The following is a 24,237-nucleotide window of genomic DNA, read 5'->3' on the forward strand; positions in this document are numbered from 1 at the left end:
CGCTCAGGCCCGGCGGGCGCGGCGCCGGGACGCCAGCAAATTGAGCACCGCGATCAGCACCCCGGCCGCGAACAGCAGCGTGCCCATCACGTTGACCTGGGGCGGGGTGCCGGTCCGGGTGGAGCCCCACACCCACAGCGGGAACGTCACCGTCGAGCCGCTGGTGAAGTTGGTGATCACGAAGTCGTCGATGGACAGCGCGAAGGCCAACAACGCCCCCGAGATCACCCCGGGCATGATCAGCGGCAGCGTGACCAGCCGGAAGGTGGTCCACGGCCCGGCGCCCAGATCCCGGGCGGCCTCCTCGATGGAGGGGTCCAGCCCCACCGCGCGGGCCCGCACCGTCATCGCCACGAACGCGATGGAGAACATCACGTGCGAGACCAGGATGGTGCCGTAGCCGCGGGGGGTGTTCAGCGTGACGAACATCGACAGCAGCGAGGCGCCCATCACCAGCTCCGGGCTGGAGATCGCGGCGAACATCACCAAATTCGCCACACCCTGGCCGCGGAAGGAGTAGCGGCCCAGCGCCAGCCCGGCCAGCGTGCCCAGCACCGTGGTGATCGCGGTGCTGGCCAGCGCGATCACCAGCGAGTTGATCAGCGAGGTGGTCAGGTCCTCGCGGTCGAACAGGTGCCGGTACCAGTGGAGGGTGAAGCCCTCCCACTGGAAGTTGAACTTGCTGTGGGTGTCGTTGAACCCGAACAGGATCATCACGGCGATCGGCAGCACCAGCCACGCGATCACCAGCCAGGTGTAGATGTGCAGCAGCAGGCCCTTGCGGCGGGGGCGGCGCGTCTTGGCGCGCCCGGTGCCGGACGACCCGCCGGCGGTGGGGGTGATCGTGGTCATCTGGCCGCCGCCTCCAGCACGTCCCGCGTCCCCAGCAGCCGCGCGTACAGGAAGATCCCCACCAGCAGGATCGCCATCAGCGTGAACGACAGCGCCGAGGCCGTCGGGTAGTTGTTGTGGTTGAAGTACTCGGTCTGGATCACGTTGCCGATCATGGTGTGCTGCGGCCCGCCCAAAATCGCGGCGTTGACGTAGTCGGCCGACACCGGCACGAACGTCATGATCACCCCGGCGAACACCCCGGGCAGCGACAGCGGCAGCACCACCCGCAAGAACGCCTGCGCCCGCCCGGCGTACAGGTCCTGGGCCGCCTCGATCAGCCGCGGATCGACCCGCTCCAGCGCCACGTAGATCGGCAGCACCATGAACGGCAGGAAGTTGTAAGACAGCCCGGCGATCACCGCGAACGAGGTCTGCAGCACGTGGAAGTCCTGCGGCAGCAGCCCCCAGTTCTTCAGCGTCCCCAGCACGATCCCGTTGTCGGCCAGCACGAACTTCCAGGAGACCGTGCGCAGGATGAACGAAACGAAGAACGGCAGCAGCACCAGGAACAGGTAGAAGGACTTGCGGTGGCCGCCGTAGAAGGCGATCCAGTAGGACACCGGGTAGGCGATGGCGATGCACACCACGGTGGCCAGCAGCCCGTACCACAGTGACCGGACGAACTTGTCACCGTAGGTGCTCAGCCCCTCGGTGTAGTTCTGCCAGTGGAAGGTCTGCCGGAACCCGTCGATCAGGTTCCCCTCCTGCAGCGACAGGGAGACCATCATGATCAGCGGGACCGCGAAGAACACCGCCAGCCACAGCCCGGCCGGCAGGATCATCAGGTAGGGCGCCAGCCTGCCCCGCAGTCGTCCCATTCACGCCCCCTGGGCGATGGGAGTGAAGATCTTCTGGTACTCGCTCTCCTCGGCCGTGGTGAGGACGCGGTAGCGGCGCAGCTTGGCCAGGTCCCGCTCGGTCGGGAAGACCAGCGGGCTGGAGGCCAGGCGCTCCAGGTCGGCCTTCTTCTCCCCCTTGGCCTTGGCCGCGTCCTGCTTGACGATCTCCTGGACGGCCGGCACGGGGGTGATGTAGTTGATGTACTCGGTCAGCCCGGCGTTGGCCCGCGGGTCGTACAGCCAGTCCATCAACATGATGGCGTCGACCGGGTTGGCGGCGGTCTTGGGGATGCACATGTTGTCGGTCCACAGCGTGCCGCCCTCTTCGGGCACCACGAACTTCACATCCTCCAGGCCGAGGCTGTAGACGTCGCCCGACCAGGCCATGGTGATCCACACGTCGCCCTTGGCGATGGCGTCGGCGTAGTCCTGGTTGTAGTACTTGCGGACCAGGTCCTTTTGCTCGCGCAGCTTGGCGGCGGCCTTCCGCCAGTCGTCGGGGGTGGACTTCTCCGGGTCCACGCCGATGGCGAACATCCCGAAGTTGCCCAGCTCCTGGCTGTCGGCCATCATGCCGATCTTGCCCTTGTACTTGGGGTCCCACAGGGAGGCGATGCTGGTGATCTCCTCCTTGACGTACTTGGTGTTGTAGGCGATGCCGGTGATGCCCGCCATGAAGGGCACGGTGAAGGTGTTGCCCGGGTCGTAGGAGGGGTTCTTGAAGCTCTCCCCGGCGTTCTCGGCGAAGTTGGGCAGCTTGGAGTGGTCGAGGGGGGCCAGGTAGCCGAGCTGGCGCAGCTTCTCCAGCTGCAGGCCGTTGGTCATCACCATCAGGTCGAAGTCGATCGACTGCCCGGCGCGCAGCGGGGCCTCGATCTTGCCGAACCACTCGGCGTTCTCCTGGATGACCTCCTGGTAGTTCACCTTGATGCCGGTGGCCTTGGTGAACGCCTTGAGGGTGGCGCGGTCCTCCTCCATGTAGCCGGGCCAGTTCGCCCAGTTGAGGACGCCGTTCTTGGTCTTGCCCTCCCAGTACTTCTGCACGTCGGACTGGGTCACGTTCTGCTTGCCGCCCTGGCCCTCCACGCCGCAGGCCGCCAGTGCCAGCCCGGCGCCCGTCGCACCGAGCAGCCGCAGCACGTCACGGCGGCCGGTCACCGGGCCGCGCAGCCGGGGCCGGGTGAGGCCGCGCAGGAATGCGGGGTCGCCGGGGTTGGGTCGACGGCTCATGGCGTTGCTCCAATCAGGTAGGAATGGCGCGGATCCCACGACAGCCAGACGCTGTCCCCTCGAGCGGCGATGTCCTCGGCCGAGGTGGCGTTCTGGGTGAACACCACGACCTCGGCACCGGTCGAGGTGGTCACCTGGTAGTTGGTCGAGGTGCCCAGATAGACCACCTCGGTGACGGTCCCGCGGATCGCCGACCCGTCGCCGGGCGGGGGCTGGGCGCCGATCGTGATCTTCTCCGGACGCACGGTCAGCTCCACCTGATGCCCGCCGGCGACCGTGATGCCCTCGCGCAGCGGCACCACGATCCGCTCGCCGTCTCCCAGGGCGATCACCGCGCGCCCGCCGGAGATCTCGCCGACCCGGCCGGACAGCAGATTGGAGGTGCCGATGAAGCCGGCCACGAACTTGCTGGCCGGATGCTCATAGACGTCGCGGGGCGAGCCGAGCTGCTCGATGACCCCGTCGTTCATGACCGCGATGCGGTCCGACATGGTCAGCGCCTCGCCCTGGTCGTGGGTGACGTAGACGAACGTCACACCCACCTCGCGCTGGATGCGTTTGAGCTCGACCTGCATCTGCTGGCGCAGCTTCAGGTCGAGGGCGCCCAGCGGCTCGTCCAGCAGCAGCGCCCGCGGCCGGTTGACCAGGGCCCGGGCCAGCGCCACCCGCTGCTGCTGGCCGCCGGACAGCTGGGTGGGGCGGCGGCGCTCCCGGCCGAGCAGGTCGACGATCTCCAGCATCTCCCCGACCCGGCGGACGATCTCGGCGCGTTCCACCTTCTTGCGGCGCAGCCCGAAGGCCACGTTCTCGAACACGCTCATGTGGGGGAAGAGCGCGTACGACTGGAAGACCATGTTGACGTCGCGCCGGTGGGCGGGCACCCCGGTGACCTTGCGCCCGTGCAGGTACACCTCGCCCGCGGTGGGCTCTTCGAACCCGGCGATCATCCGCATGGTGGTGGTCTTGCCGCACCCGGACGGGCCGAGCAGGGAGAAGAACTCCCCCTCCCCGATCGCCAGGTCCAGGCCCTTGACCGCCCGCACGGTCTCGCCGTGCGAGTGGTACTCCTTCACCACGCCGACGAGTTCGATGGCGGGCGGCGTCGCCGTCTCATCCCGCACCGGGGCGTCCTTGATCTCGGTCATTGGCGGGAGTCCTTCGCGTGCTCCTGCGGCCGGGGGGCCGGGTCCTCTCCTGGACGGGCGGGGGCGGGGAGTGCGGGCCCGCTCGCCCGGGAGCAGGCCCGCGATCCCGGCGACGTGGGCGCCCCTGGCGGGGCGGCTCAGTCGCCGATGTAGTGCATGACGTGCTTGATGCGGGTGTAGTCCTCGAACCCGTACATCGACAGGTCCTTGCCGTAGCCGGAGTGCTTGAAGCCGCCGTGCGGCATTTCCGACACGAAGGGTATGTGGGTGTTGACCCAGACCGCGCCGAAGTCCAGCAGGCGGGTCATCCGCATGGCCCGGGTGTGGTCCTTGGTCCACACGCTGGCCGACAGGCCGTACTTGACCCCGTTGGCCCACGCGACGGCCTGCTCCTCGTCGGAGAAGGTCTGCACGGTGATGACCGGGCCGAAGATCTCCTCCTGCACCATCTCGTCGTCCTGGCGCAGCCCGCCGACCACGGTGGGGGCGAAGAAGTAGCCGCCGTCATAGCCCTCGCCGGTCAGCCGCGACCCGCCGGTCAGCACCTCGGCGTGGTCGGGGGCGCGGTCCAGGAAGCCCTGGACGCGGGCCAACTGGCTCGCATTGTTCACCGGGCCGAAGTAGGCGTCCTCCACATTGGGCGCGCCGACCTTGGTGTTCTTGGCCTGCTCGGTGAGGGCGGCGGTGAAGTCGGCGGCGATGCGCTCGCTGACCAGCACCCGGCAGGCGGCGGTGCAGTCCTGGCCGGCGTTGAAGTAGCCGGCCTCGGCGATGCCGGCGGCGGCCTTTTCGATGTCGGCGTCCTCGAACACCACCACCGGGGCCTTGCCGCCCAGCTCCAGGTGCACCCGTTTGAGGTCCTTGGCCGCGGCGGCGGCCACCTCCTTGCCCGCGCGGACGCTGCCGGTGACCGAGACCATCTGCGGGATCGGGTGCTCCACCAGCTTGCGGCCGGTGTCGCGGTCGCCGCAGACCACGTTGAACACCCCCGGCGGCAGGAACTCGGCGGCGATCTCCGCCAGCAGCAGCGTGGTCACCGGGGTGGTGTCGGACGGCTTGAGCACCACGGTGTTGCCCGCCGCCAGCGCGGGGGCGAACTTCCACACCGCCATCATCATCGGGTAGTTCCAGGGCGTCACCTGGGCGCACACCCCGATGGGCTCCCGGCGGATGGTGGAGGTGTGGTCGGTCATGTACTCGCCGGAGGAGCGGCCCTCCAGCACCCGGGCGGCGCCGGCGAAGAACCGGATGTTGTCGACCATCGGCGGGATCTCTTCTTCCGCCGTCAGGCCGATCGGCTTTCCGGTGTTGCGGCACTCGGCCTCGACCAGTTCCTCGGCGCGGGCCTCGATGGCGTCGGCGATCTTCAGCAGGGCCAGGCTGCGCTCGCCGGGGGTGGCGTCCCGCCAGGCCGGGAAGGCCGCGGCGGCGGCCCGCATCGCCGCGTCGATGTCCTCAGGGCCCGACAGCGGCGCCTCGGCGTAGGTCTGCCCGGTGCTGGGGTCGATCACCGGGGAGGTGCGGCCGTCCTTGGCGTCGACGTACTCTCCGCCCACGAAGTTCCGCAGTCGTATGGTGTCGCTGGTCAACTTCGACCTCCGTCTCCCGGCCTCTGCCGCGACCTGGGGGGGCGCCTGCCCACGGCGCTTGTCCGGATTGCCCGGCTGGCACTGACATTGGCAGACAATAACCCCCGCTGACAAGGGATTTCGTTGTTACGATCGAGTTTCACGACGGATTCGCTTGACAGTAACCCCATAACTGGCACGATGTCGCAGCGTCCAGGGGACGGTGGAACCCGTCCGGCGCCCTCCGGCCTACTCTGGTCCCGCGGCTTGGTGCAGGCGCCGATGCGAACGAGGAGAGCCCGATGACGGACGTTCCCCCGCCGCGGCAGCGGCCGGCGGCAGGCGGGTCCCGGGGAGTGCACCTGGACGAGATCTCCAAGCGGATCATCGAGCAGCTCCAAGCGGACGGCCGCCGCTCCTACGCCGCCATCGGCAAGGCCGTCGGGCTGTCGGAGGCGGCCGTCCGGCAGCGGGTGCAAAAACTGCTCGACACCGGCGTCATGCAGATCGTCGCCGTCACCGACCCGCTGATGCTGGGGTTCTCCCGGCAGATGATGATCGGTATCAAGTGCGAAGGCGACATGGAGAAGGTCGCCGACGAGCTGGCCGCCATCGAGGAGATCGACTACGTGGTGATCACCGCCGGCTCCTACGACATCCTGGTGGAGCTGGTGTGCGAGAACGACGAGCAGCTGCTGGAGCTGCTGAGCCGCATCCGCGCCGTCCCCGGCGTGCTGAGCACCGAGAGCTTCATCTACCTCAAGCTCCGCAAGCAGACCTACTCGTGGGGCACCCGCTGACCCCTCCGGCGGCCCGGCCGGGGCTATGCCCGGTTCAGGTCCTGCAGGGCCTTCCGCAGCCGGGAGGCGTACTCGGCCGCTTCCTCCCCGGAGGCGTACTTGGTGCGCGGCCAGAAGAAACCTCGCAGCCCGTCCTTGGGGTTGCGGGGCACCACGTGGATGTGCAGGTGCGGGACGCTCTGGCTGATCCGGTTGTTGAGCGCCACGAACGACCCGGCCGCGCCCAGCCCCGTCTCCATCGCCGCCGCCAGGCGCCTGGCGTGCGCGAACAGCGGGCCGACCAGTTCCGGCGGCAGATCCGGCAGCGTCCGGTGATGCTCCCTGGGGACGAGCAGCGTGTGCCCTTTGAACAACGGCCGCGCGTCCAGGAACGCCACCGCCTCGGCCGTCTCCATCACCAGATGCGCCGGGCGCTCCCCCGCCATGATCTGGCAGAAGACACAGTCGGCACCCGAGTCGCTGCTGCGCGGCATCTCACCGTCCTCCGAGCTAACGTCGGCCTTACCACTTGATCATTAACGTGCGTAGCCTATGCGGCTCGAACACGTCGCCTTCCGCTATCGCCGAAGAGCGCCCTGGGTGCTCAAGGACGTCTCGCTCACCCTCACCCCCGGCCAGGTCACCGAGGTCACCGGGCGCAACGGCGCGGGCAAGTCCACCTTGCTGCGCCTGCTGGCGGGGCTGCGCGCGCCCTGCCGCGGCGACATCACCGGACGCCCCGCCCGTATCGGCTACGCCCCCGAGCGCTTCCCCGCCGACCAGCCGTTCACCGCGGGCGACTACCTCGACCACATGGCCGCCGTCCGCGGTCTGCCCGCCACCGCCTGGCGGGCCTGGGCGGACCGGCTCGGCCTCGGCCGGCTGCTGCAGGTCCGTCTCCCCGATCTCTCCAAGGGCAGCGCGCAGAAGGTCGGGCTGGTCCAGGCGCTGACCGCCCATCCCGGTCTGCTCGTCCTGGACGAGCCGTTCGCCGGGCTGGATCCGGCCACGCGAAGCGCCCTGCCTCCGCTGCTGGGCGAACTCGCCCGCGCGGGCTCCACCGTCGTGGTCAGTGATCATCAGCGCTGCCTGGAGCACCTGCCCGCCCTGCACCGCGTCCACGTCGCCGGCGGCACCGCCGTCTCCGTGGAGACGGCCGCGCCTTCCGGCGCCATGGCCGTCCTGGAGGTGGCCGTGGCGGCCGGTGAGGCCGAAGCCCTCGCCGCGGAACTGCGCGCCCGCGGTCACCCCGTCCACCTCCGGCAACCCGCCGGCCCGCGCCCCTTCGGCTCCGGAGAGAACACCGGATGACCCCCTCCGACGTCCCGGCTCGGCGCCGCCGGGGTCCTGCGCTCATCGCGCTGGCTCGTTTCCAGCTCGCCGGCTACCTGCGCTCACTGCGCTTCATGCAGCCGCTGATCCCGGTCCTGCTGATCGTCGTCCTCGTCTTGAAAGAGTGGTCCAACGACCCCCGGCACGTGGACGCCGCCACCGGCTCCCTGGGCGATGCGGCCGTGCTCACCTTCCTGATCGGCGCCTGGGCGGCCCGTTCCCTGCTGGACACCCAGCCGGACGAGCAACGCGCTCTTTCGATCACCGCAGCCGGGCACCCGGTCCTCTCCGCCGCGGCGGGCCTGCTCGCGGCCTATACGGTCGCCTTGTGCCTCGGTCTCCTCCTGCTGGCGGCCCCGCTGCTGCAATGCCTGTCCGTCGGCGTCCCCCCGACCCCCATGCTGGCCGGCGTGGGACTGACCGCTTTGGTCGCCTTCTCCGGAACGGCGCTGGGCGCCCTCACCCAGCGGGCGATCATCCCCTCTCCCGGTTACGCCCTGCCGGCGCTGCTCTGCGGCGTCACCACCGCCCTGCTCCTCAGTCTCGGGCCGCTCGCCCCGCTGTCCGTGCCGATGACCGGCTGGCTGCGCGCCGCCCATGACGGCCCTTCGGCCTTCGTCCAGGCGTTCCCGGGCCTCGCCCTCCACCTGATCTTGTGGAACACCGCGCTCACAGCGGTCCTTTTCTTCCTGACCCGCCGGCCCAGGTGACCGTCTCACCCGGCGGCATCGGCCATGGCCGTTTCCGGCGAGGCCCCCGGCCGGGCGCGCCTCCGGTGCCCACGGCATGGCCCGGCCGTCCTCCACCGGCATCCGCGCGCCTTTCCTGCGGGATCTTCGTGCGGGGAAGTGCCGTTCAGCGCGCCTGAAGGATCAGCCATGACTCTTCCAGAGGGGCCGACCCACGGCTGCAGAAGTAGACGCGGCCGGGGTCGCCCCAGTGCCAGCCGACCCGCTCATCGGAGTCGAGCTGCAGCAGCGGGTACCACTCGTCGGCGCCCTCCTCCCGATCCGAGGGCGCCGAAAGGTCGGGGTCGCGACCGCAGAAAGCGTGCTGGGCGTCCGGGCCGACCGGGCGCTGGACGATGACCGGCCAGCCGCCGATCTGATGGACGGGATCGTCCGGCCACAAGTGCTGCAGCCAAGCGGCGTACAACTGCTCGTAGATCGGCAAGATGCCGTCGTAGACGGCCTCCACCCGCTGCACGACGGCCTCCTGGGGGGCGGGCAGGGACAGGAACGGCGCGGCGCCGAGCATGCAGGTGGGGAAGGTCTCGACGCCGGGGGGCGGTTCGGCCTCGACCAGTTCCCCGGTGAAGACCCGCCAGCCGTCTCGTTCCTCACGGCGGTCCCCCCATGGGCGCGGGACGCGGCCGGCGTAGTAGAAGGCGGCTCGTCCGTGATCTGGGATGTGCGGGTCCCGGAGGATGGCGGCCAGTTCGGTGAAGTCGACCACGGCCAGGAAGTCCAGGGGGCGGCCCGCCCAGCGGGGCCAGGAGGCCTCGGGGGGCAGCAGGGGCCGTCCGCCGAGCCGCACGGCCGTGCCCTCGCCGCCGAGCCGGAGCGCGGGCCGGGCCAGCGGCACGATCGCCGCGCTGACCTCGGGGGCCAGGAAGACACCGAACAGGGAGTGGAGCTTTTTACGCTCAGTGACGATCCAGTCCATGTTCTGTAGCGTCCCCCGGCCGGGACGCGTTGACCAGACCCTTTAAGAATTGTGGAAAACCCTGGGGTGAAGGTGAGAGGACCGTAACTTCCCAGCCCAGCGCATGGGCGGCAAACCGCCCTCACCTTCCCGCTTCGTTCTCCACTTCCGCGGCCGCCGGCCACCGGGACCGGTCACGAGGCGGGAACGGACTCCAGCGCCTCGGCAAGATCGGCCAGGAAGCGATCGACCTCGTACTGGTTGTAGCCGTATCCGGGCTCGACCGTCCCGAACACCACGGCCCGCGTCTCGGCGGCGGTGACGGGCGGGGCGGTGCCGCGCAGCCCGGCGACGACCCGGCCGAGGAACGCGTCCACCTGCCGGCTGTCGTACCCGGGGTAGGCCTGCGCGCCGGAGAAACGGACGCGCTGGATCCAGCCGACCAGCCGCTCCGGGCTCCTGCGCGGCCGCCGGGGAGGGTCCGGCCGCACCGCGGGCTCGGCGGGCGCCACACGTGCCGCGGGCCGGGCGGTCTCGGCGCGCCGACCCTGCCCGTGCAGTTTCTCCAGGCGGCGCGGGACCCTCGGATGCGGCGCCGGCGGCCGCTCTGCGGGAGGGGCGAGTTCCGCTTTGCGTTCCTCCCCGCCGTCCCGTCGGCGCCGGCTCCTCAGCCGCTCCAACCGGCTCAAGGGCTCGGCGGGCCGGGCGGGCCCCGGCTGCTGCGACCGCTCCGGCCGCTGCGGCGGCTCGGTGACCTTGGGCCGTTCCGGACGCCGCGCCGGCTGCGGCACGGTTCGCGTGCGGCCGCGGGCCTGCAGCTCACGGACGCAGGCGTACAGGTAGTCGTCCACGGCGCTTTGGTCATAGCCGCGCAGCACCACCGCGAACCGGCTGCGCAGCACATCGTCGGCGGTCAAAAAGCCCACGCCGTGGCGCAGCGCGTCCTCGATGCGCGCGGTCAGGGCGTCCACCTGCGCACAGTCGTATCCCCGCAGCACCACCGGGAAGCGCGGCATCCAGCACCCCTTAGTCCGTGGCGGCGGCCAGCTGCCCGCAGGCGCCGTCGATCTCCCTTCCCCGCGTGTCTCGCACGGTCACCGGGACGCCATGGGCCTGCAGCCTGGCCACGAACTCCCGTTCGTCCCGCGGCCGGGATGCGGTCCACTTCGAGCCCGGTGTCGGGTTCAACGGGATCAGATTGACGTGAACCAGATGACCTTTCAAGAGCCTGCCGAGAAGATCCGCCCGCCAGGCCTGGTCGTTGACGTCTCTGATCAGGGCGTACTCGATCGACACCCGGCGCCCGGTGCGGTCGGCGTACGCCCAGGCCGCATCCAGCACCTCGCGCACCTTCCAGCGGGTGTTGACCGGCACCAGCTCATCGCGCAGCTCGTCGTCGGGGGCGTGCAGGGACACCGCCAGCCGCACCGACAGACCCTCGTCGGCGAGCCTGGCGATGGCCGGGACCAGCCCGACGGTGGAGACGGTGACCGACCGCTGGGAGATGCCCAGGCCGTCGGGGGCCGGGTCGGTGATCCGGCGGATCGCGCCCAGCACGGCCTTGTAGTTGGCCAGCGGCTCGCCCATCCCCATGAACACGATGTTGGAGATCCGCCCGGGGCCGCCGGCGATCTTCCCCCGGGCCAGCGCCCGGGCCCCGGCCACCACCTGCTCGACGATCTCCCCGGTGGACAGGTTGCGGGTCAGCCCCGCCTGCCCGGTGGCGCAGAACGGGCAGTTCATGCCGCACCCGGCCTGTGAGGAGACGCACATGGTGATGCGGTCGGGGTAGCGCATCAGGACCGACTCGATCAGCGTGCCGTCGAAGGCCCGCCACAGCGTCTTGCGGGTGGCGCCCCCGTCGCAGTCCAGCGCGCGCACCTCGGTCAGCAGCGTGGGCAGCAGCTCGGCGGCCAGATGCTCGCGGACGGCGGCCGGCAGGTCGGTCATCTGCGCCGGGTCGTCGACCAGCCGGGTGAAGTAGTGCCGCGACAGCTGCTGGGCGCGGAACGGCTTTTCGCCGAGCTCGGCCACTGCCGCGCGGCGTTCGGCGGGGGTCAGGTCGGCCAGGTGGCGCGGCGGCTTGGCGCGGCGCGGCGCCACGAAGGTGAGCTTGCCGGGTTCCGCGGGAGCGGGCCGGCCCGCGGAAGGGGCGGCGGTTTCGGCGGAAGCCGGCTGAGTGGTGGAAGACATGGTTCCTCCAGTGTCGCAAACCCGGACCCGTGCCTTCGCCGTGCGCGCGACCGTGGCGGCCGTTAAAGTCTGATCATGGCGGTTTTGCGCAGGGGATCGGGTTCTGCACGGGGTGGATCCCGTTTCCGGGGAAATGCCGGCTCTGCCGCATCCGGCGCCTCCCGGCGGCGGGGGTCGGCGGTGCAGGTGCTGCTGTCCGATACCAGCCCGTACGGCAGCCGGCGGCTCACCGTGGAAAGCGACGGCGTCACCACCGAGGCGTATCTGCGCGACGCCGCCGACACCGTGATCGGCGCGACGTGGATCGCCAACCACCGGCCGGCGGCGGCAGGGCTGGATCTGGCCCGGCTGAACGCGGGGCTGACCCCGATGATGCCCGCCGGCCGCACCCGGCACCCCGAGGGCCGCCCGCCGCTGGACCCCAAGTCGCTGGAGGTGGTCTGGTTCGAAGAAGGCGACGGGGCCGCCGTGCTGGAGGCGGGCGAGCCGCTGTGCGTCATCCCCGCCTGGTCGGACATGAACCGGGGCATCCCCGGCTACACCCGGGACGTCAACGCCCAAAGCCCCTTCGCGTTCCCCCTGGAACAGGAGCTGGAGGAGTTCTCCACCCGCATCGAGCAGTCCCGCGCCTTCTGGAAGTGGTGCCGCAGCGAGGGCACTTGGGCGCAGTTCCAGCAGTCGGTCCTGGGGCATCTGCTCAACCGGCTCGGCCCCGGCGGCCACTACTGGCACGACGTCGGCCGCCAGTTCCGCGGACCGGGCGCCGCCCAGCGGGGCGGGCGTCCCACCGCGCCGGTGGTGAGCGTGTCGGAGCGGCCCGCCCGTCCGGGACGGGACTTCAGCGTGCTCAGCACGCTCGGCATGAGCTGCCAGCGGATGCCCACCGTGGAGCTGTATGAGGACGACGTCTCCAGGTACGCGCGGATCGAGCTGGCCGTGGCGACCACGCTGCCCAGCCAGCGGGCGGGCAGTATCTTCCCCTGGCTGGCCCAGTACCCCTGGCGCTCGGTGACCTGGTTCGCCCCCGGTGACGTGGTCAAGTGGTACCACGAGCCCAAGACGTTCCCGCTGAACCCGCCGGGCTCCGACAAGGCCCCCTGGACGGGGGTGCTGCTGCTGGACGATCCGAGCCGGCTGCCCGGCCCGCCCGCTCCCGACCTGAGCGGCTTCACGTTCAGCGGCGACCCGGTGCGCTGGCTGTGGCTGGTCCCGATCAGCGACGAGGAGTACCAGTACGCCAAGGCGGAAGGCTCCAACGCCCTGATCCGCCGCCTGCGCGACCAGGGCCGCAGCTGGGTGGTGTCCTGAAAGCGCCCCGTCCGCTCCGGGGCGCCATGCCCGCGGAAGGGCCGTGAGAACGGAAAACGCAAAGCCGGTGCCCGGGACGGCGGAACGTCCCGGGCACCGGCTTGTGCCGGCAGTGAGCGGTCAGGTCGTCCGGACGAACAGCTCCAGCAGCAGCCAGACGACCGGGGCCGCGACGATCAGGGAGTCCAGGCGGTCCATCACCCCGCCGTGGCCGGGCAGCAGGGTGCCCAGGTCCTTGATGCCCAGGTCCCGCTTGATGACCGACTCCACCAGGTCGCCGGCCGTGGCCGCGCACACCACGGCCGCCCCCAGCAGCGCGCCCTGCCACAGGCGGCCGCCGTCCAGCAGCCAGGGCACCAGCCCGGCGCCGACCAGCATGCAGGCCAGCGCCGAGCCGGCGAAGCCCTCCCAGGTCTTCTTGGGGCTGATGACGGGGGCCATCTTGTGCCGTCCCAGGAAGGCTCCGGCGAAGTAGCCGCCGATGTCGCTGGAGACGGTGACGGCGATGAAGATGACGATGCGCTGGGCGCCGTCGTCGGCCGACAGCATCAAGGAGACGATGCCGCCCATGAGCGCCACATAGGCGACGATGAACAGCCCCGCCGTGGAGTCCCGCACATAGCCGCGGGTGCCGATGAACATGCGCCACACCAGCAGCGCCGGCACGGCGAGCGCCACCGCGGCCAGCAGCCCGAACATGCCGGCGACATAGGCGGCGACCAGGGCCGCCACCACGGCCGCCATGCTCGGCACCTGCGGCAGGCGGATGCCCTGGGCGCGGAACGCCTGGGACAGCTCCCTCACCCCGTAGGCGAGGAAGAACGTCATGACGCCCAGGAAGATCTCCTTGATGGTGTACAGCGACACCAGGACCAGGGCGCCCAGCCCGGCGCCGACGGCGACGGCGACGGGCAGGTTGCGGCCTGCACGGCCGGAGGAGGTGGGGGGGTCGGCCGGGGGCGGCGCCGTCTCCCGGCCGTGTGCGGCTTCCATCAAACCTCGAGCAGCTCGGCCTTCTTGTGCTCCAGAAGCTCGTCGATCTTGGCGACGTACTTGTGCGTCGCGTCGTCGAGCTCCTTTTCGGCGCGGCGGACCTCGTCCTCGCCCGCCTCGCCCTCCTTGGCCAGCTTGTCCAGGGAGTCCTTGGCGCGGCGGCGGATGTTGCGGATGGAGATCCGGCTCTCCTCGGCCTTGTTGCCGGCGATCTTGACGTACTCGCGGCGGCGCTCCTCCGACAGCTCGGGGAAGACCACGCGGATGACGTTGCCGTCGTTGGTGGGGTTCACCCCAAGGTCGCTCTCCCGGATCGCCTTCTCCACCGCGGGCAGGGAGGACTTGTCGAACACCTGCACGATCACCATGCGCGGCTCGGGCAGGGTGAAGGAGGCCAGCTGGTTGATCGGCGTCGGGGTGCCGTAGTAGTCAGCGGTGATCTTGCTGAACATGGCCGGGGTGACCCGGCCGGTGCGAATGCCCGCGAAGTCCTCCTTGGCGACCGCGACCGCCTTTTCCATCTTCTCTTCGGCTTCGAAGAGGATCTCCTCGATCACTTCGGGCTCCCGTCACCTAGTCCTGCCTGCTACCGACCGCCCGGCGCAGCGGGTCAGCCGTCCGCCGGGCTGACCAGTGTGCCGATCTTCTCGCCCCGGACGGCCCGGATGATATTGCCCTGCCCCATCAGGTCGAAGACCACGATGGGCAGGTTGTTGTCCATGCACAGGCTGATGGCCGTGGCGTCCATGACCTTCAGCCCACGCTGTAGGACTTCACCGTAGTCCAAACGGTCGAACTTGACCGCGTCCGGGTTCTTCCGGGGATCGGCGTCGTAGACGCCGTCGACCTGAGTCCCCTTGAGCACCGCCTGGGCGCCGATCTCCAGGGCGCGCTGCGCCGCGCAGGTGTCGGTGGAGAAGAACGGCTGACCCAGCCCCGCCCCGAAGATCACGACCCGGCCCTTCTCCAGGTGCCGGATGGCGCGGCGGGGGATGTAGGGCTCGGCGACCTGGCCCATCGTGATGGCGGTCTGGACCCGGGTGTCGAGGCCGAGTTTCTCGCAGAAGTCCTGCAGTGCCAGGCAGTTGATGACCGTGCCCAGCATGCCCATGTAGTCGGAACGGCCGCGGTCCATGCCGCGCTCGGCCAGCTGGGCGCCGCGGAACATGTTGCCGCCCCCGCAGACCACCGCGACCTGGGTCCCCTCGCTCACCGCCTCGGCGATGGCCTTGGCGATGTGCTGCACCACCGCCGGGTCGATGCCCAGCGGCTCGGCGCCGGCGAACGCCTCGCCGGACACCTTCAGCAGCACCCGCTTCCACCCTCCCCGGGGCAGCCCGGGCTGCGCGGCGGGCCTGGCGGGCACCGCGGCGCGGGCGACGGGGTCGGGACGCGGGATGAGCGGCGACGACGGGGCCGCCGTCGTGTCAGCGGTCGGTTTGTCCTCCACGGCGGCGGCCTCCTCGTCGTATCGTCACTGGCGTGTTCGCTTTCCCTGCCTCGGAAAATACCTCCGAGCAGGGCGGTTAAGCCTGGCCCACCCGGAAGCGGGCGAAGCGCACGACCTTCACCCCGGCCTCATCCAGGACCTTGGCGATGGTCTTCTTGTTGTCCTTGACGAAGGCCTGCTCGACCAGGACGAAGTCCTTGAAGTAGGCGTTGACCCGGCCCTCGACGATCTTGGGGATGGCCTTCTCCGGCTTGCCCTCTTCGCGGGTGATCTGCTCGGCCAGCGCCCGCTCCTTCTCGATCACCTCGGCGGGCACCTCGTCGCGGGTCAGGTACTTGGGCGCCATCGCCGCGATCTGCTGGGCGATGTCCTTGCCGACCTGGGCGTTCTCGGTGTCCAGCTCGACCAGCACACCGGTGGTCGGCGGCAGCGACGGGTCGGACTTGTGCAGGTAGCTGGTGACGTAGGCGCCCTTGAAGTGGGCGAAGCGGCGCAGCTCCAGCTTCTCGCCGATCTTGGCGCTGTTCTCCTCGATCAGCGCCTGGACGGTCTTGCCCGGCTCGATCTCCATGCCGAGCAGCGTCGGCACGTCCGGGGCATCCGACTCGGCGGCGAACTTGACGATCCGGTCGGCCAGCTCGATGAAGCCGGCGTTCTTGGCGACGAAGTCGGTCTCGCAGTTCAGCTCCAGGATCGCCCCGTCGCCCGAGCCCTGGAAGTACTCGGCGACCAGGCCGTTGGCGGCGGTGCGCTCGGCGCGCTTGCCGACGTCCTTGGCGCCCTTCAGGCGCAGGAGCTCGACGGCCTTGTCGAAGTCGCCCTCGGCCTCGGTGAGGGCGTTCTTACAGTCCATCATGCCGGAGCCGGTCAGCTCACGGAGCCGCTTGACATCGGCGGCGGTGAAGTTCGCCATCGCTTCAGATCTCTCTCGTCAGTTCGTGGGACCCGGCCGATCTCGGGCGGACCCTGCCACGGCGGGCCCGCCGAAGATCTCGGATCAGGCGTTGTCGGAGGACCCCTCGGCCTGCGGAGCGGCCTCGGCGCTCTGCTCCTTCTTCTCCTTGCCGCCCTCCAGGAGCTCGCGCTCCCACTCGGCCAGCGGCTCGGCGCTCGCGGCGGCCTCGGCGGGCTTGTCGGACTCGCCGGTGGCGGCGCCGGCGCGGGCGAGCAGGCCGTCGGCGACCGCGTCGGCGACCACCCGGGTCAGCAGGCTGACGCTGCGGATGGCGTCGTCGTTGCCGGGGATCGGGTAGTCGACCTCATCGGGGTCGCAGTTGGTGTCCAGGATCGCCACCACGGGGATGCCCAGCTTCTTGGCCTCGTTGACGGCGATGTGCTCCTTCTTGGTGTCAACGATCCAGATGGCGCTGGGGACCTTGTTCATGTCGCGGATGCCACCGAGCGTGCGCGCGAGCTTGTCCTTCTCGCGCTTGAGGCCCAGCAGCTCCTTCTTGGTCATGCCGGAGCCGGCGACGTCGTCGTAGTTGATCTCCTCCAGCTCCTTGAGCCGGGTGAGCCGCTTGTGGACGGTGGAGAAGTTGGTGAGCATGCCGCCCAGCCAGCGCTGGTTGACGTACGGCATCCCGACCCGCTGCGCCTGCTCGGCGATGGCCTCCTGGGCCTGCTTCTTGGTGCCCACGAACAGGATGGTGCCGCCGTGCGCGACGGTCTCCTTGATGAACTCGTAGGCGCGGTCGATGTAGGACAGCGACTGCTGGAGGTCGATGATGTAGATGCCGTTGCGCTCGGTGAAGATGAAGCGCTTCATCTTCGGGTTCCAGCGCCGGGTCTGGTGGCCGAAGTGAACGCCGCTCTCCAGCAGCTGCCGCATGGTGACGACGGGTGACATCCCGTGTACTCCTGTCCGGCCCTTCGCGTCGGGCCCTCTCTCGGTTGCCTGCCAGCGCTCGAACACACCCCGCCGTCAGCGTCGTGACGGACCGAGAAGACTGTGTCCCACCCTTGATCCCGGACGAGCGGGAGCCGGTGGCAGGGAGCGCGTGAATTCGGCCGCCTGGGAGAGGCTCCCCCATGCGACCGTGCCTCAAGTCTATGGGATGTCCGCTCGCCTCGGGGAATCGGCGCTCTGCAAAGCGTTCAACGGTTATCCACAATTCGTGCGGCCCATGGCCCCCGCCGGGCCGCACCCGGAGCATCGTGCCCATGACCGTCATGGCGCTCGTCCTCGCCTGCTCCCTGACTCTCCTCTCCCCCGCCTCATCCGGCTCTTGGCAGTGGCCGCTGCGCCCCGTCCCCACGGTGCTCCGCGGTTTCAGCCCTCCCGCCGTTCCCTGGGGGCCCGGCCATCGCGGGGTCGATCTGCTCGCCAGGCCCGGCCAGCCCGTCCATGCGGCCGGCGCGGGCCGGGTCTCCTTCGCGGGCCGTATCGCCGGGTACGGGGTGGTCGCCATCACGCACGGCCACCTGCGGACGACCTACCTGCCCGTCGTCCCCTCCGTCCGGGCCGGCCGGCAGGTGCCGGCCGGGGCCGTGCTGGGCGTCCTCCAGGACCTGCCCGGCCACTGCGGCCTCCGGCACTGTCTCCATTGGGGCCTGCGCCACGGCTCGCAGTACCTCGATCCCCTGTCACTGCTTCACCGAGGCGTACGGCTCCTTCCTTACTGGTCCCCTGCCCCCGCCCCCGGTTCTCCTCAAACGAGGGTTCTCTTCAGCTCCACACCGTTTCTATCCCGTCCCACGAATTCCCCAGACGCTCCATGAGTTTTCTCAGCCCACTTACCACGCGGCAGGATCAAAGGCTCAACAGCGAGGTCTTCATGGACAACCGAAGCTCTGCCCTCGTCTCTCATGAGAGGCCGCAGCGGAAACGAACCAACGCACCGGTAAGCCCTTTCCCCACATCGCTTCAGCAGGACGCCCGCAGGGACCTTGTGGCCGAGAGCAGCGTGATGGCCTCGGAGGAGACAGCCCTGAACGCCATCGAGGCTCCTGCTCCAAGAGCCCACGGCCACGCATTGAGGCTTTCTCGGCGAAATAGAACGCAAGCGGTGCCCACAGGGCCGGAGGCTGCGGCGGAGCCGGGTCCTGACAGCCGCAAATCCCCTGACAGGACGGTTTTCGCCACAAGAACATCCCGGCGCCCAGAGGCCTTGCACCGGTTTCTCACCGTGCCATGCCGACATCCCCGCCCGTACCCACCTCCTGCCGATCTTGCTTCCGCCCGCCGCAAGCAGCGCCGGCAGACTCTGCGACATGTCACCTCGGACCCCGGGCCGGATCGGCGTCATCGTCCAGGTCGCGCTGGCCCCCAGGTAACGCCCGGCGGTGACTTTCGTTGAGAAGGCCCCAGTCCGGCCGCGCTCATCGAGATGCGACGGTTCCTCGGCGTGGTAGGCATGGGTCCGGGTGCCCAGGAGGCATCGACGGTCTGGTCCGCTCCCTGCGGCGGTTCTCTTGTGCTTGCCGTTTTCACCCGGTAGGCGTTCGGGCGATGTGCGCCTGGGCGGTCGTCACCAGGTGGGTCATGAGGCTCCGGTCGCCGGCGGTGTAGCGGGCGAGGAACTCCTCCGGTCTCAGCAGCAGCCGGCCGCGTGATTCGTCGTCGCCCGACGTCCAGGGCGGCGGACGCGGGCGGCGTAGATGACCATGTAGGTCAGGTCGTCGGCGCCGAGGTAGTCGGACTCGATGACCTCGATGGATACGAGGTCATCGATGATGCGGGTTTCCTCCCATGCCTCGCGGCGGGCCGTCTCCTCTCCGGAGCGTTCGTGAAGTCGAGTGTGGCCGCCGGGCAGGTCCAGGCCCCGTTCCAGGTCTGCGACCACCATCAGGCCTTCCCGGGTGAACGCGATCACCGAGACGCTGGTCGCCCGCTCCCCGGGAGGTGTGAACGCCTTCCCAGCGGGGTGGGCCGCACCGGCGCCCGCGTCTTCAGCACCGCCGGACGACGATCTCGAAGGTCTGCATCGCCCGCCGGTGACCTGTCATGCTCACCCACAACAGCGTCCCTATCTCCTTGAACGTCCTTAGGTGGGACAAGCCGAAAAGAACACCTGCGCCTATTCTGCCGCCTTGCCCTTTTCCGGTGAACCACACGTCGTCTCCGCAGATCGAGACGAGGGCATCGCAGTCAGGAGCGATGCCGTGACCCAGCACGTCCCAGTGCCGAACATCATCGGGCTCTCGTCCCAGCTCCTAAGGCCATGTGCTGGAAAAGTTCGCTGGTGAAGGCAAGGGAAGGGCGCCACAGGGGTGATACGTGAATGCTCACGCCGTCGCCACCAGGCAGGGGGAGCCCGCCAGAAGAGGCCAGGTGCACCTCCGCCCTGATGGGCGCGATCCCCACTTCATTTCGTTGAGAAACCTCAATGCCTGTGCTTAGACATCGGCTCGGAGCCTCCGCAGCGAGCTTTTCGTTCCTGTTCGGTCTCGATGGTGTTCGTGTTCTGGAGCAGGTTCGTCTTCGCGGCGGCCACTTCATCTCCGCGGCAGTCACGAGGTGACGGTTTTCCACAGAATCGCGTTCGTCTGCCGGTGGCCGTTCAGGTGCGGAAGTGTCAGGGGCGGAGGTGATGGCCGATGAAAACGATGAGCAAGCGGGCTTTGGGGCGGCGCGGTGAAGACGCCGCGGCCCGTTATCTGTCCGAACGGCTCGGCTGGACGATCGTCAGCCGCAACTGGCGCTGCCGCGAAGGCGAGCTGGACATCGTCGCCTATGACGGCAGCCGCCATGTGGTGTGCGAGGTGAAGACCCGCACCGACGCCTCGTTCGGGACGCCCATTGAGGCGATCACACAGGCGAAGGCCGCCCGGTTGAGGCGGCTGGCCGGCCGCTGGGCGGCCCAGTACGGCATACCGGCGGCCACCGTTCGCATCGATGTCATCGGTCTGGTCGTCGCCGCCCGAGGTGAGCGCACCGGGTTCGAGCTGGAGCACCTGCGGGGGGTGTGCTGACATGGCCCTGGCCAAGACCCGATCGGTGGCGCTGGTCGGCGTCGAGGGCTTCGTCGTCGACGTCGAGGCGTCGATCACCAGTGGAGTGCCCGGCCTGCACCTGGTCGGGCTTCCGGACGCGGCGCTGAACGAGGCGCGGGACCGGGTCCGTGCCGCGATCTTCAACTCCGGTGAGTCATGGCCCAACCGGCATGTGACGATCAGCCTCTTCCCCGCCAGCCTGCCCAAGAAGGGCTCGGCGTTCGATCTGGCCATCGCGGTGTCGCTGCTGGCCGCTGCGGAGACGTTCGACCCCAGGGCCTGCACAAAGATGGTGATCTTGGGGGAGCTGGGCCTGGACGGGCGGGTCCGGGCCGTTCCGGGAGTGCTTCCCGCGGTGCTCGCCGCGGCCAACGCCGGCTACCGCACGGTCGTGGTCCCGCGGTCCAACGTCGCCGAGGCGGAGCTGGTGCCCGATGTCGAGGTGATCGCCGCGTCCTCCCTGCACGGGCTGCTGTGCCGCCTGCGCGGGCAGGCGCCGCCGCCGGAGCCGGAGGACGCCGAGACCGCCCGGCTCACCCCCGTCTCCGAGGGCGCGGCCATCCGTTCCCGGGACCTGCGCGGGGACCTGGACCTGACCGACGTGCGCGGGCAGGCGGAGGCCCGGCGGGCGCTGGAGATCAGCGCGGCGGGCGGTCACCACCTGTTCTTCTACGGGCCGCCCGGCTGCGGCAAGACCATGCTCGCCGAACGCCTGCCCACCCTGCTGCCGCCGCTGGATAGGGAGGCCGCGCTGGAGGTCACCGCCATCCACTCGGTGGCCGGAACCCTTCCTCCGGGGAAGCCGCTGATCTCCCGCCCGCCCTTTTGCGCCCCGCATCACACCGCCACCCGCGCGGCCATGGTCGGCAGCGGGCAGGGACGGCTGCTGCAGCCGGGCGCGGCGTCCCTGGCCCACCATGGGATCTTGTTCCTGGACGAGGCCCCCGAGTTCAACGCCGGTGTGCTGGACGCCCTCCGCCAGCCGCTGGAGGAGGGCGAGGTCATGATCGCCCGTGCCGGGGCCGCCACCCGCTTCCCCGCCCGGTTCACCCTGGTGCTGGCCGCCAACCCCTGCCCGTGCGCGGCGGCCAAGTCGGTCGACTGCACCTGCACACCGGCGGTCCGCCACAAGTACCTGGCGCGCATCTCCGGCCCTCTGCTGGACCGCATCGACCTCAAGCTGGAACTGCACCCGGCCACCCGTGCCGAGCTGCGCTATGACCTGCAGACGGCCGAACGCAGCGAAGTGGTGGCCGAACGCGTCCTGCAGGCCCGGGAGCGGGCCGCAAAACGCCTCGCCGGCACCCCCTGGCGGACCAACGCCGAGATCCCCGGCCCGCAACTGCGGCGCCGCTTCCTGCCCTCCGCCGAGGCCATGTCCTGCCTGGATCGCGCCCTGCAGACCGGTGAGCTCAGCGCCCGGGGCCTGGACCGCGTGCTGCGCACCGCCTGGACATGCGCCGACCTCGCCGGCCGCGACACTCCTTCCGCGGACGACCTGAGCAGCGCCTTCGCCCTCTGGACGGGAAGACGGTGCTGAACAAGGACCCGCCCGCCGCCGCCCGCAGTGCGCAGATCCGCTCCCCCGCCCGGTTTCTGGGAAACCGCTTCGAAACACCAGCGGGACATAGGCGGGCGACAGTCAAAGGCGCACGGAGCGGTGAGGTTCTCTCAACGACCGGTGCCGCTGAGAAGCGGCATCGGCCCGCAGGCCGGGGCACGAGCACCGGTGAAAGCAGGAAAAAGACGGCGCAGGGGCGATCCGCCAAAGCCCACGGCGTCGGAGCCGAAGGGCGTCTGCCGGGAGCGGCAGGGCGTGCCTTCGCTCCGGTGGGAGGCGGCACGGTGCGGTCCTCCGCCTCATTTCGTTGAGAAGACCTCAGTGGACTTTTTCCCGTCCCGTTCCGGCGAGCCGGAAGGAGAGTCTCGCAGGCAAGGGTGATGCGATGACCTGCATGGCCCCACCCACGAAGGCTCCCGTTGCCTGAGAACACGGGCCGCGAGTTCGGCACCGTCGTCACGGGACCTTCTCAACACGCCGCCTCCGCAGGTCGAGACGGGGACGTCGCAGTCAGGGACGATGCCGTGACCTGCGATGTCATGTCCTCGAACGCCGTCAGGGCTCCCGTCTTCGGCGCCCAAGGCCATGTCTCGGCAAAGATTCGCCGGTCGCGCAGAGGCCACGAGGAAAGACGGACGTCCCTGATCGCATGGGAGAGGCAGGGACGAGCCGCCACAGAGCTGGTCGCCTATCTGAGAAAGGGCATCATCGATGGTCGTACCTGAGGAGGAAAGACGAGCCCGGGCCACGCTGTGCGCCATCGCGGAGCCGGGTGAGATCTTGCTGGGGCGGATCGTCGCCCGGGCCGGGCCCTGCAGGGCGCTGGCCGTGGTGCGGGGCGAGGAGCCGCCGCCGGAGGGAATTTCGATCACAGAGGGCGGCCGGCGGCGGCTGGCGGCGTGGCGGGCCCGGCTGCAAGCCGCCGATACCGAGGCCGACCTGGCCGTCTGTGCCGAGCTCGGGATCCGGCTGGTCTGCCCGGGGGATCCGGAATGGCCGGTGACCTTGGACGACCTCGGTGACCGCAGGCCCTATGCGTTGTGGCTGCGCGGCCCGTTGGACCTGCGTTATTCCTGCTTGCGTTCGGTGGCGATCGTAGGAGCCCGCGCCGCCTCCCCCTATGGGGTGCGGATCGCCTCCGAGCTGGGCGCCGAACTGGCCGATGCGGGCTGGACCGTGGTCAGCGGCGGGGCCCTGGGCATCGACGCGGCGGCGCACCGGGGAACGCTGGCCGCCGACGGCCAGACGATCGCGGTGTTCGCCAACGGCCTGGACAGGTTCTACCCCGCCGGCAACGAGGCCCTGTTCGTGGAGATGCTGCATAAGGGCCTGCTGGTCAGCGAGTCCCCGCCGGGCACCGACCCCCACCGGCTCCGCTTCCTGGTGCGCAACCGCGTCATCGCCGCTTTGACCAGGGGCACCGTCGTGGTGGAGGCGGCCGCCCGCAGCGGGGCGCTCAACACCGCCGTCCACGCCCGCGATCTGGGACGCGCCCTGATGGCGGTACCCGGCCCGGTCGACTCAAAGGTCTCGGTCGGTTGTCACAAACTGCTGCGCGACACTCCCCCGGCCCGGTGCGTGACCACGGCCGCCGAAGTGCTCGAGGAAGTCGGCCGGATCGGCGCCGACCTGGCGCCACCGCCCCGCGGCCCGGTACTGCCCAGGGACATGCTCGACCCGGTGACCAGATCCGTCCTGGAGGCGCTGCCGGCACGCGGAGCCGCGGGCCCCGCCCAGATCGCGGTCCGGGCCGGTGTGGATCTCGCCACCGCGACCAGCCGGCTGGGGCAGCTGTCGGCGGCCGGGTTCATCGAACGCGCCCCTGGCGGCTGGCGCCTGCGCCGCTCGGCGAAGCTCCCCAGTTCACCCGTGTGAGCGGCCCCTTGCCGTGCCGTCCCAGGCAGCGGCCCGGCGGCCGCTTGCCCCACTTGAGGTTTCCTCGACGAAAAGGAGCGTGCTTCCCTGCTGTACCGACTTCCACCCAGGGCGAAGGCGCACCCGGCCGCTCCCGGTGAACGTTCCTGCCCCAGGTCGCGACGGCATGGGCCTTCGGGCGCCCCCTGTGCCGTCCGCTCCCTGTTTTCACCAGAGCTCGTGCGCCGACCTACGGGCCGATACCGCCTCTCTGCGGCACCAATCGCTGGGAGAACCTCACTAAGGAGATCTTTCAACGAAAACGAGCGCTTCTCTGCCGCGCCGACTCCCACCAGGCCAAAGGCTCACCTGGCCGCTCCAGACGGACGCCCTTCGCTCTCGGCAGCAACAACACGGACCTCGCAGAACGCCCCCGCGCCAGCCTTCCCCCGCCTTCACCAGAGCTGACACGCCAACCTACGGGCCGATACCGCTTCTCAGCGGCACCAATC

General features: G+C 70.0%; 22 protein-coding genes and 1 pseudogene. 8 read left to right on the forward strand and 15 right to left on the reverse strand.

Annotation, left to right across the window (positions count from 1 at the left end; all coding sequences use genetic code 11):
* Nucleotides 1–3: 3 nt before the first annotated feature.
* The 5 genes from TCUR_RS16710 to TCUR_RS16730 all read right to left on the reverse strand — a co-directional run bounded on the left by TCUR_RS16710 (nucleotide 4) and on the right by TCUR_RS16730 (nucleotide 5,697).
* On the reverse strand, nucleotides 4–852 hold the full coding sequence (locus tag TCUR_RS16710; RefSeq protein WP_012853715.1) for an ABC transporter permease: 849 nt from the start codon (nucleotides 850–852) through the stop codon (nucleotides 4–6).
* On the reverse strand, nucleotides 849–1,712 hold the full coding sequence (locus tag TCUR_RS16715) for an ABC transporter permease (protein ID WP_012853716.1): 864 nt from the start codon (nucleotides 1,710–1,712) through the stop codon (nucleotides 849–851). Before TCUR_RS16715 ends, TCUR_RS16710 begins: the two co-directional genes overlap by 4 nt.
* Complete coding sequence (locus TCUR_RS16720) at nucleotides 1,713–2,963, reverse strand: polyamine ABC transporter substrate-binding protein (RefSeq protein WP_012853717.1); 1,251 nt, start codon at nucleotides 2,961–2,963, stop codon at nucleotides 1,713–1,715.
* Nucleotides 2,960–4,108: an ABC transporter ATP-binding protein gene (locus TCUR_RS16725; protein WP_012853718.1), complete on the reverse strand. Its 1,149-nt coding sequence runs from the start codon at nucleotides 4,106–4,108 to the stop codon at nucleotides 2,960–2,962. The genes TCUR_RS16720 and TCUR_RS16725 overlap by 4 nt, the downstream gene beginning before the upstream one ends.
* Before the next feature lie 137 nt (nucleotides 4,109–4,245).
* Nucleotides 4,246–5,697 carry a gamma-aminobutyraldehyde dehydrogenase gene (locus tag TCUR_RS16730; protein WP_012853719.1) on the reverse strand — a complete coding sequence of 484 codons (1,452 nt, stop codon included), beginning with the start codon at nucleotides 5,695–5,697 and terminating at the stop codon, nucleotides 4,246–4,248.
* 281 nt (nucleotides 5,698–5,978) lie between these two features.
* Between TCUR_RS16730 and TCUR_RS16735 the strand changes: the two genes are divergently transcribed.
* On the forward strand, nucleotides 5,979–6,476 hold the full coding sequence (locus tag TCUR_RS16735; RefSeq protein WP_012853720.1) for an Lrp/AsnC family transcriptional regulator: 498 nt from the start codon (nucleotides 5,979–5,981) through the stop codon (nucleotides 6,474–6,476).
* Nucleotides 6,477–6,499: 23 nt separating this feature from the next.
* Here the strand turns inward: TCUR_RS16735 and TCUR_RS16740 are convergent, their stop codons facing one another.
* Complete coding sequence (locus TCUR_RS16740; RefSeq protein WP_012853721.1) at nucleotides 6,500–6,949, reverse strand: HIT family protein; 450 nt, start codon at nucleotides 6,947–6,949, stop codon at nucleotides 6,500–6,502.
* A gap of 58 nt (nucleotides 6,950–7,007) precedes the next feature.
* Between TCUR_RS16740 and TCUR_RS16745 the strand changes: the two genes are divergently transcribed.
* Together TCUR_RS16745 and TCUR_RS16750 are read left to right on the forward strand one after the other, a co-directional pair.
* Nucleotides 7,008–7,766: an ATP-binding cassette domain-containing protein gene (locus tag TCUR_RS16745; protein ID WP_012853722.1), complete on the forward strand. Its 759-nt coding sequence runs from the start codon at nucleotides 7,008–7,010 to the stop codon at nucleotides 7,764–7,766.
* Complete coding sequence (locus tag TCUR_RS16750; RefSeq protein ID WP_012853723.1) at nucleotides 7,763–8,497, forward strand: hypothetical protein; 735 nt, start codon at nucleotides 7,763–7,765, stop codon at nucleotides 8,495–8,497. Before TCUR_RS16745 ends, TCUR_RS16750 begins: the two co-directional genes overlap by 4 nt.
* A 145-nt stretch (nucleotides 8,498–8,642) precedes the next feature.
* Here TCUR_RS16750 and TCUR_RS16755 read toward each other — a convergent pair whose 3' ends face one another.
* The 3 genes from TCUR_RS16755 to rlmN form a co-directional block, all read right to left on the reverse strand.
* Nucleotides 8,643–9,452, reverse strand: coding sequence for a DUF1963 domain-containing protein (locus tag TCUR_RS16755; RefSeq protein WP_012853724.1), 810 nt, complete (start codon nucleotides 9,450–9,452; stop codon nucleotides 8,643–8,645).
* Nucleotides 9,453–9,625: 173 nt separating this feature from the next.
* Nucleotides 9,626–10,447, reverse strand: coding sequence for a DivIVA domain-containing protein (locus tag TCUR_RS16760; RefSeq protein ID WP_012853725.1), 822 nt, complete (start codon nucleotides 10,445–10,447; stop codon nucleotides 9,626–9,628).
* 10 nt (nucleotides 10,448–10,457) lie between these two features.
* Nucleotides 10,458–11,624: a dual-specificity RNA methyltransferase RlmN gene (gene rlmN, locus TCUR_RS16765; protein ID WP_012853726.1), complete on the reverse strand. Its 1,167-nt coding sequence runs from the start codon at nucleotides 11,622–11,624 to the stop codon at nucleotides 10,458–10,460.
* A gap of 180 nt (nucleotides 11,625–11,804) precedes the next feature.
* On the opposite strand from rlmN, the gene TCUR_RS16770 reads away from it, so the two are divergent.
* Nucleotides 11,805–12,932 (forward strand): suppressor of fused domain protein, encoded by a 1,128-nt coding sequence (locus TCUR_RS16770; RefSeq protein WP_012853727.1) that lies wholly within the window; start codon nucleotides 11,805–11,807, stop codon nucleotides 12,930–12,932.
* 120 nt (nucleotides 12,933–13,052) lie between these two features.
* Here the strand turns inward: TCUR_RS16770 and TCUR_RS16775 are convergent, their stop codons facing one another.
* From TCUR_RS16775 to rpsB, 5 genes are all read right to left on the reverse strand, one after another.
* Nucleotides 13,053–13,925 (reverse strand): phosphatidate cytidylyltransferase, encoded by an 873-nt coding sequence (locus tag TCUR_RS16775; protein ID WP_012853728.1) that lies wholly within the window; start codon nucleotides 13,923–13,925, stop codon nucleotides 13,053–13,055.
* A complete protein-coding gene (gene frr, locus TCUR_RS16780) occupies nucleotides 13,925–14,482 on the reverse strand; it encodes a ribosome recycling factor (RefSeq protein ID WP_012853729.1) in 558 nt (185 codons plus the stop codon). The genes TCUR_RS16775 and frr overlap by 1 nt, the downstream gene beginning before the upstream one ends.
* Nucleotides 14,483–14,535: 53 nt before the next feature.
* Nucleotides 14,536–15,291, reverse strand: a complete 756-nt coding sequence (pyrH, locus tag TCUR_RS16785; RefSeq protein WP_052305691.1) for a UMP kinase — start codon at nucleotides 15,289–15,291, stop codon at nucleotides 14,536–14,538.
* Nucleotides 15,292–15,451: 160 nt separating this feature from the next.
* On the reverse strand, nucleotides 15,452–16,288 hold the full coding sequence (tsf, locus tag TCUR_RS16790; RefSeq protein WP_012853731.1) for a translation elongation factor Ts: 837 nt from the start codon (nucleotides 16,286–16,288) through the stop codon (nucleotides 15,452–15,454).
* Between the two features lie 84 nt (nucleotides 16,289–16,372).
* Nucleotides 16,373–17,224, reverse strand: a complete 852-nt coding sequence (gene rpsB, locus TCUR_RS16795; RefSeq protein WP_012853732.1) for a 30S ribosomal protein S2 — start codon at nucleotides 17,222–17,224, stop codon at nucleotides 16,373–16,375.
* Nucleotides 17,225–17,547: 323 nt separating this feature from the next.
* On the opposite strand from rpsB, the gene TCUR_RS16800 reads away from it, so the two are divergent.
* Nucleotides 17,548–18,096: a murein hydrolase activator EnvC family protein gene (locus tag TCUR_RS16800; protein WP_245537093.1), complete on the forward strand. Its 549-nt coding sequence runs from the start codon at nucleotides 17,548–17,550 to the stop codon at nucleotides 18,094–18,096.
* Nucleotides 18,097–18,908: 812 nt separating this feature from the next.
* Here the strand turns inward: TCUR_RS16800 and TCUR_RS16805 are convergent.
* Nucleotides 18,909–19,193 (reverse strand): annotated as a pseudogene (locus TCUR_RS16805) (NUDIX hydrolase); the annotation flags it as partial.
* A gap of 721 nt (nucleotides 19,194–19,914) precedes the next feature.
* On the opposite strand from TCUR_RS16805, the gene TCUR_RS16815 reads away from it, so the two are divergent.
* The 3 genes from TCUR_RS16815 (at nucleotide 19,915) to dprA (ending at nucleotide 23,746) form a co-directional block, all read left to right on the forward strand.
* Nucleotides 19,915–20,289 carry a YraN family protein gene (locus TCUR_RS16815; protein WP_012853735.1) on the forward strand — a complete coding sequence of 125 codons (375 nt, stop codon included), beginning with the start codon at nucleotides 19,915–19,917 and terminating at the stop codon, nucleotides 20,287–20,289.
* Nucleotide 20,290: 1 nt separating this feature from the next.
* A complete protein-coding gene (locus TCUR_RS16820; RefSeq protein ID WP_012853736.1) occupies nucleotides 20,291–21,850 on the forward strand; it encodes a YifB family Mg chelatase-like AAA ATPase in 1,560 nt (519 codons plus the stop codon).
* Between the two features lie 732 nt (nucleotides 21,851–22,582).
* On the forward strand, nucleotides 22,583–23,746 hold the full coding sequence (gene dprA / locus TCUR_RS16825; protein WP_012853737.1) for a DNA-processing protein DprA: 1,164 nt from the start codon (nucleotides 22,583–22,585) through the stop codon (nucleotides 23,744–23,746).
* Nucleotides 23,747–24,237 lie beyond the last annotated feature (491 nt).

The organism is Thermomonospora curvata DSM 43183 (genome assembly GCF_000024385.1).
Taxonomy (GTDB): domain Bacteria; phylum Actinomycetota; class Actinomycetes; order Streptosporangiales; family Streptosporangiaceae; genus Thermomonospora; species Thermomonospora curvata.

Bases quoted from the DNA above. Each gene is read 5' to 3' on its own strand.
- tsf (WP_012853731.1), bottom strand. From the start codon at position 16,288: ATGGCGAACTTCACCGCCGCCGATGTCAAGCGGCTCCGTGAGCTGACC.
- TCUR_RS16800 (WP_245537093.1), top strand. From the start codon at position 17,548: ATGGCGCTCGTCCTCGCCTGCTCCCTGACTCTCCTCTCCCCCGCCTCA.
- rlmN (WP_012853726.1), bottom strand. From the start codon at position 11,624: ATGTCTTCCACCACTCAGCCGGCTTCCGCCGAAACCGCCGCCCCTTCC.
- dprA (WP_012853737.1), top strand. From the start codon at position 22,583: ATGGTCGTACCTGAGGAGGAAAGACGAGCCCGGGCCACGCTGTGCGCC.
- TCUR_RS16725 (WP_012853718.1), bottom strand. From the start codon at position 4,108: ATGACCGAGATCAAGGACGCCCCGGTGCGGGATGAGACGGCGACGCCG.
- TCUR_RS16755 (WP_012853724.1), bottom strand. From the start codon at position 9,452: ATGGACTGGATCGTCACTGAGCGTAAAAAGCTCCACTCCCTGTTCGGT.
- TCUR_RS16720 (WP_012853717.1), bottom strand. From the start codon at position 2,963: ATGAGCCGTCGACCCAACCCCGGCGACCCCGCATTCCTGCGCGGCCTC.
- TCUR_RS16715 (WP_012853716.1), bottom strand. From the start codon at position 1,712: ATGGGACGACTGCGGGGCAGGCTGGCGCCCTACCTGATGATCCTGCCG.
- TCUR_RS16815 (WP_012853735.1), top strand. From the start codon at position 19,915: ATGAAAACGATGAGCAAGCGGGCTTTGGGGCGGCGCGGTGAAGACGCC.
- TCUR_RS16760 (WP_012853725.1), bottom strand. From the start codon at position 10,447: ATGCCGCGCTTCCCGGTGGTGCTGCGGGGATACGACTGTGCGCAGGTG.
- TCUR_RS16775 (WP_012853728.1), bottom strand. From the start codon at position 13,925: ATGGAAGCCGCACACGGCCGGGAGACGGCGCCGCCCCCGGCCGACCCC.
- TCUR_RS16745 (WP_012853722.1), top strand. From the start codon at position 7,008: ATGCGGCTCGAACACGTCGCCTTCCGCTATCGCCGAAGAGCGCCCTGG.
- TCUR_RS16820 (WP_012853736.1), top strand. From the start codon at position 20,291: ATGGCCCTGGCCAAGACCCGATCGGTGGCGCTGGTCGGCGTCGAGGGC.
- TCUR_RS16710 (WP_012853715.1), bottom strand. From the start codon at position 852: ATGACCACGATCACCCCCACCGCCGGCGGGTCGTCCGGCACCGGGCGC.
- TCUR_RS16750 (WP_012853723.1), top strand. From the start codon at position 7,763: ATGACCCCCTCCGACGTCCCGGCTCGGCGCCGCCGGGGTCCTGCGCTC.
- TCUR_RS16735 (WP_012853720.1), top strand. From the start codon at position 5,979: ATGACGGACGTTCCCCCGCCGCGGCAGCGGCCGGCGGCAGGCGGGTCC.
- rpsB (WP_012853732.1), bottom strand. From the start codon at position 17,224: ATGTCACCCGTCGTCACCATGCGGCAGCTGCTGGAGAGCGGCGTTCAC.
- TCUR_RS16740 (WP_012853721.1), bottom strand. From the start codon at position 6,949: ATGCCGCGCAGCAGCGACTCGGGTGCCGACTGTGTCTTCTGCCAGATC.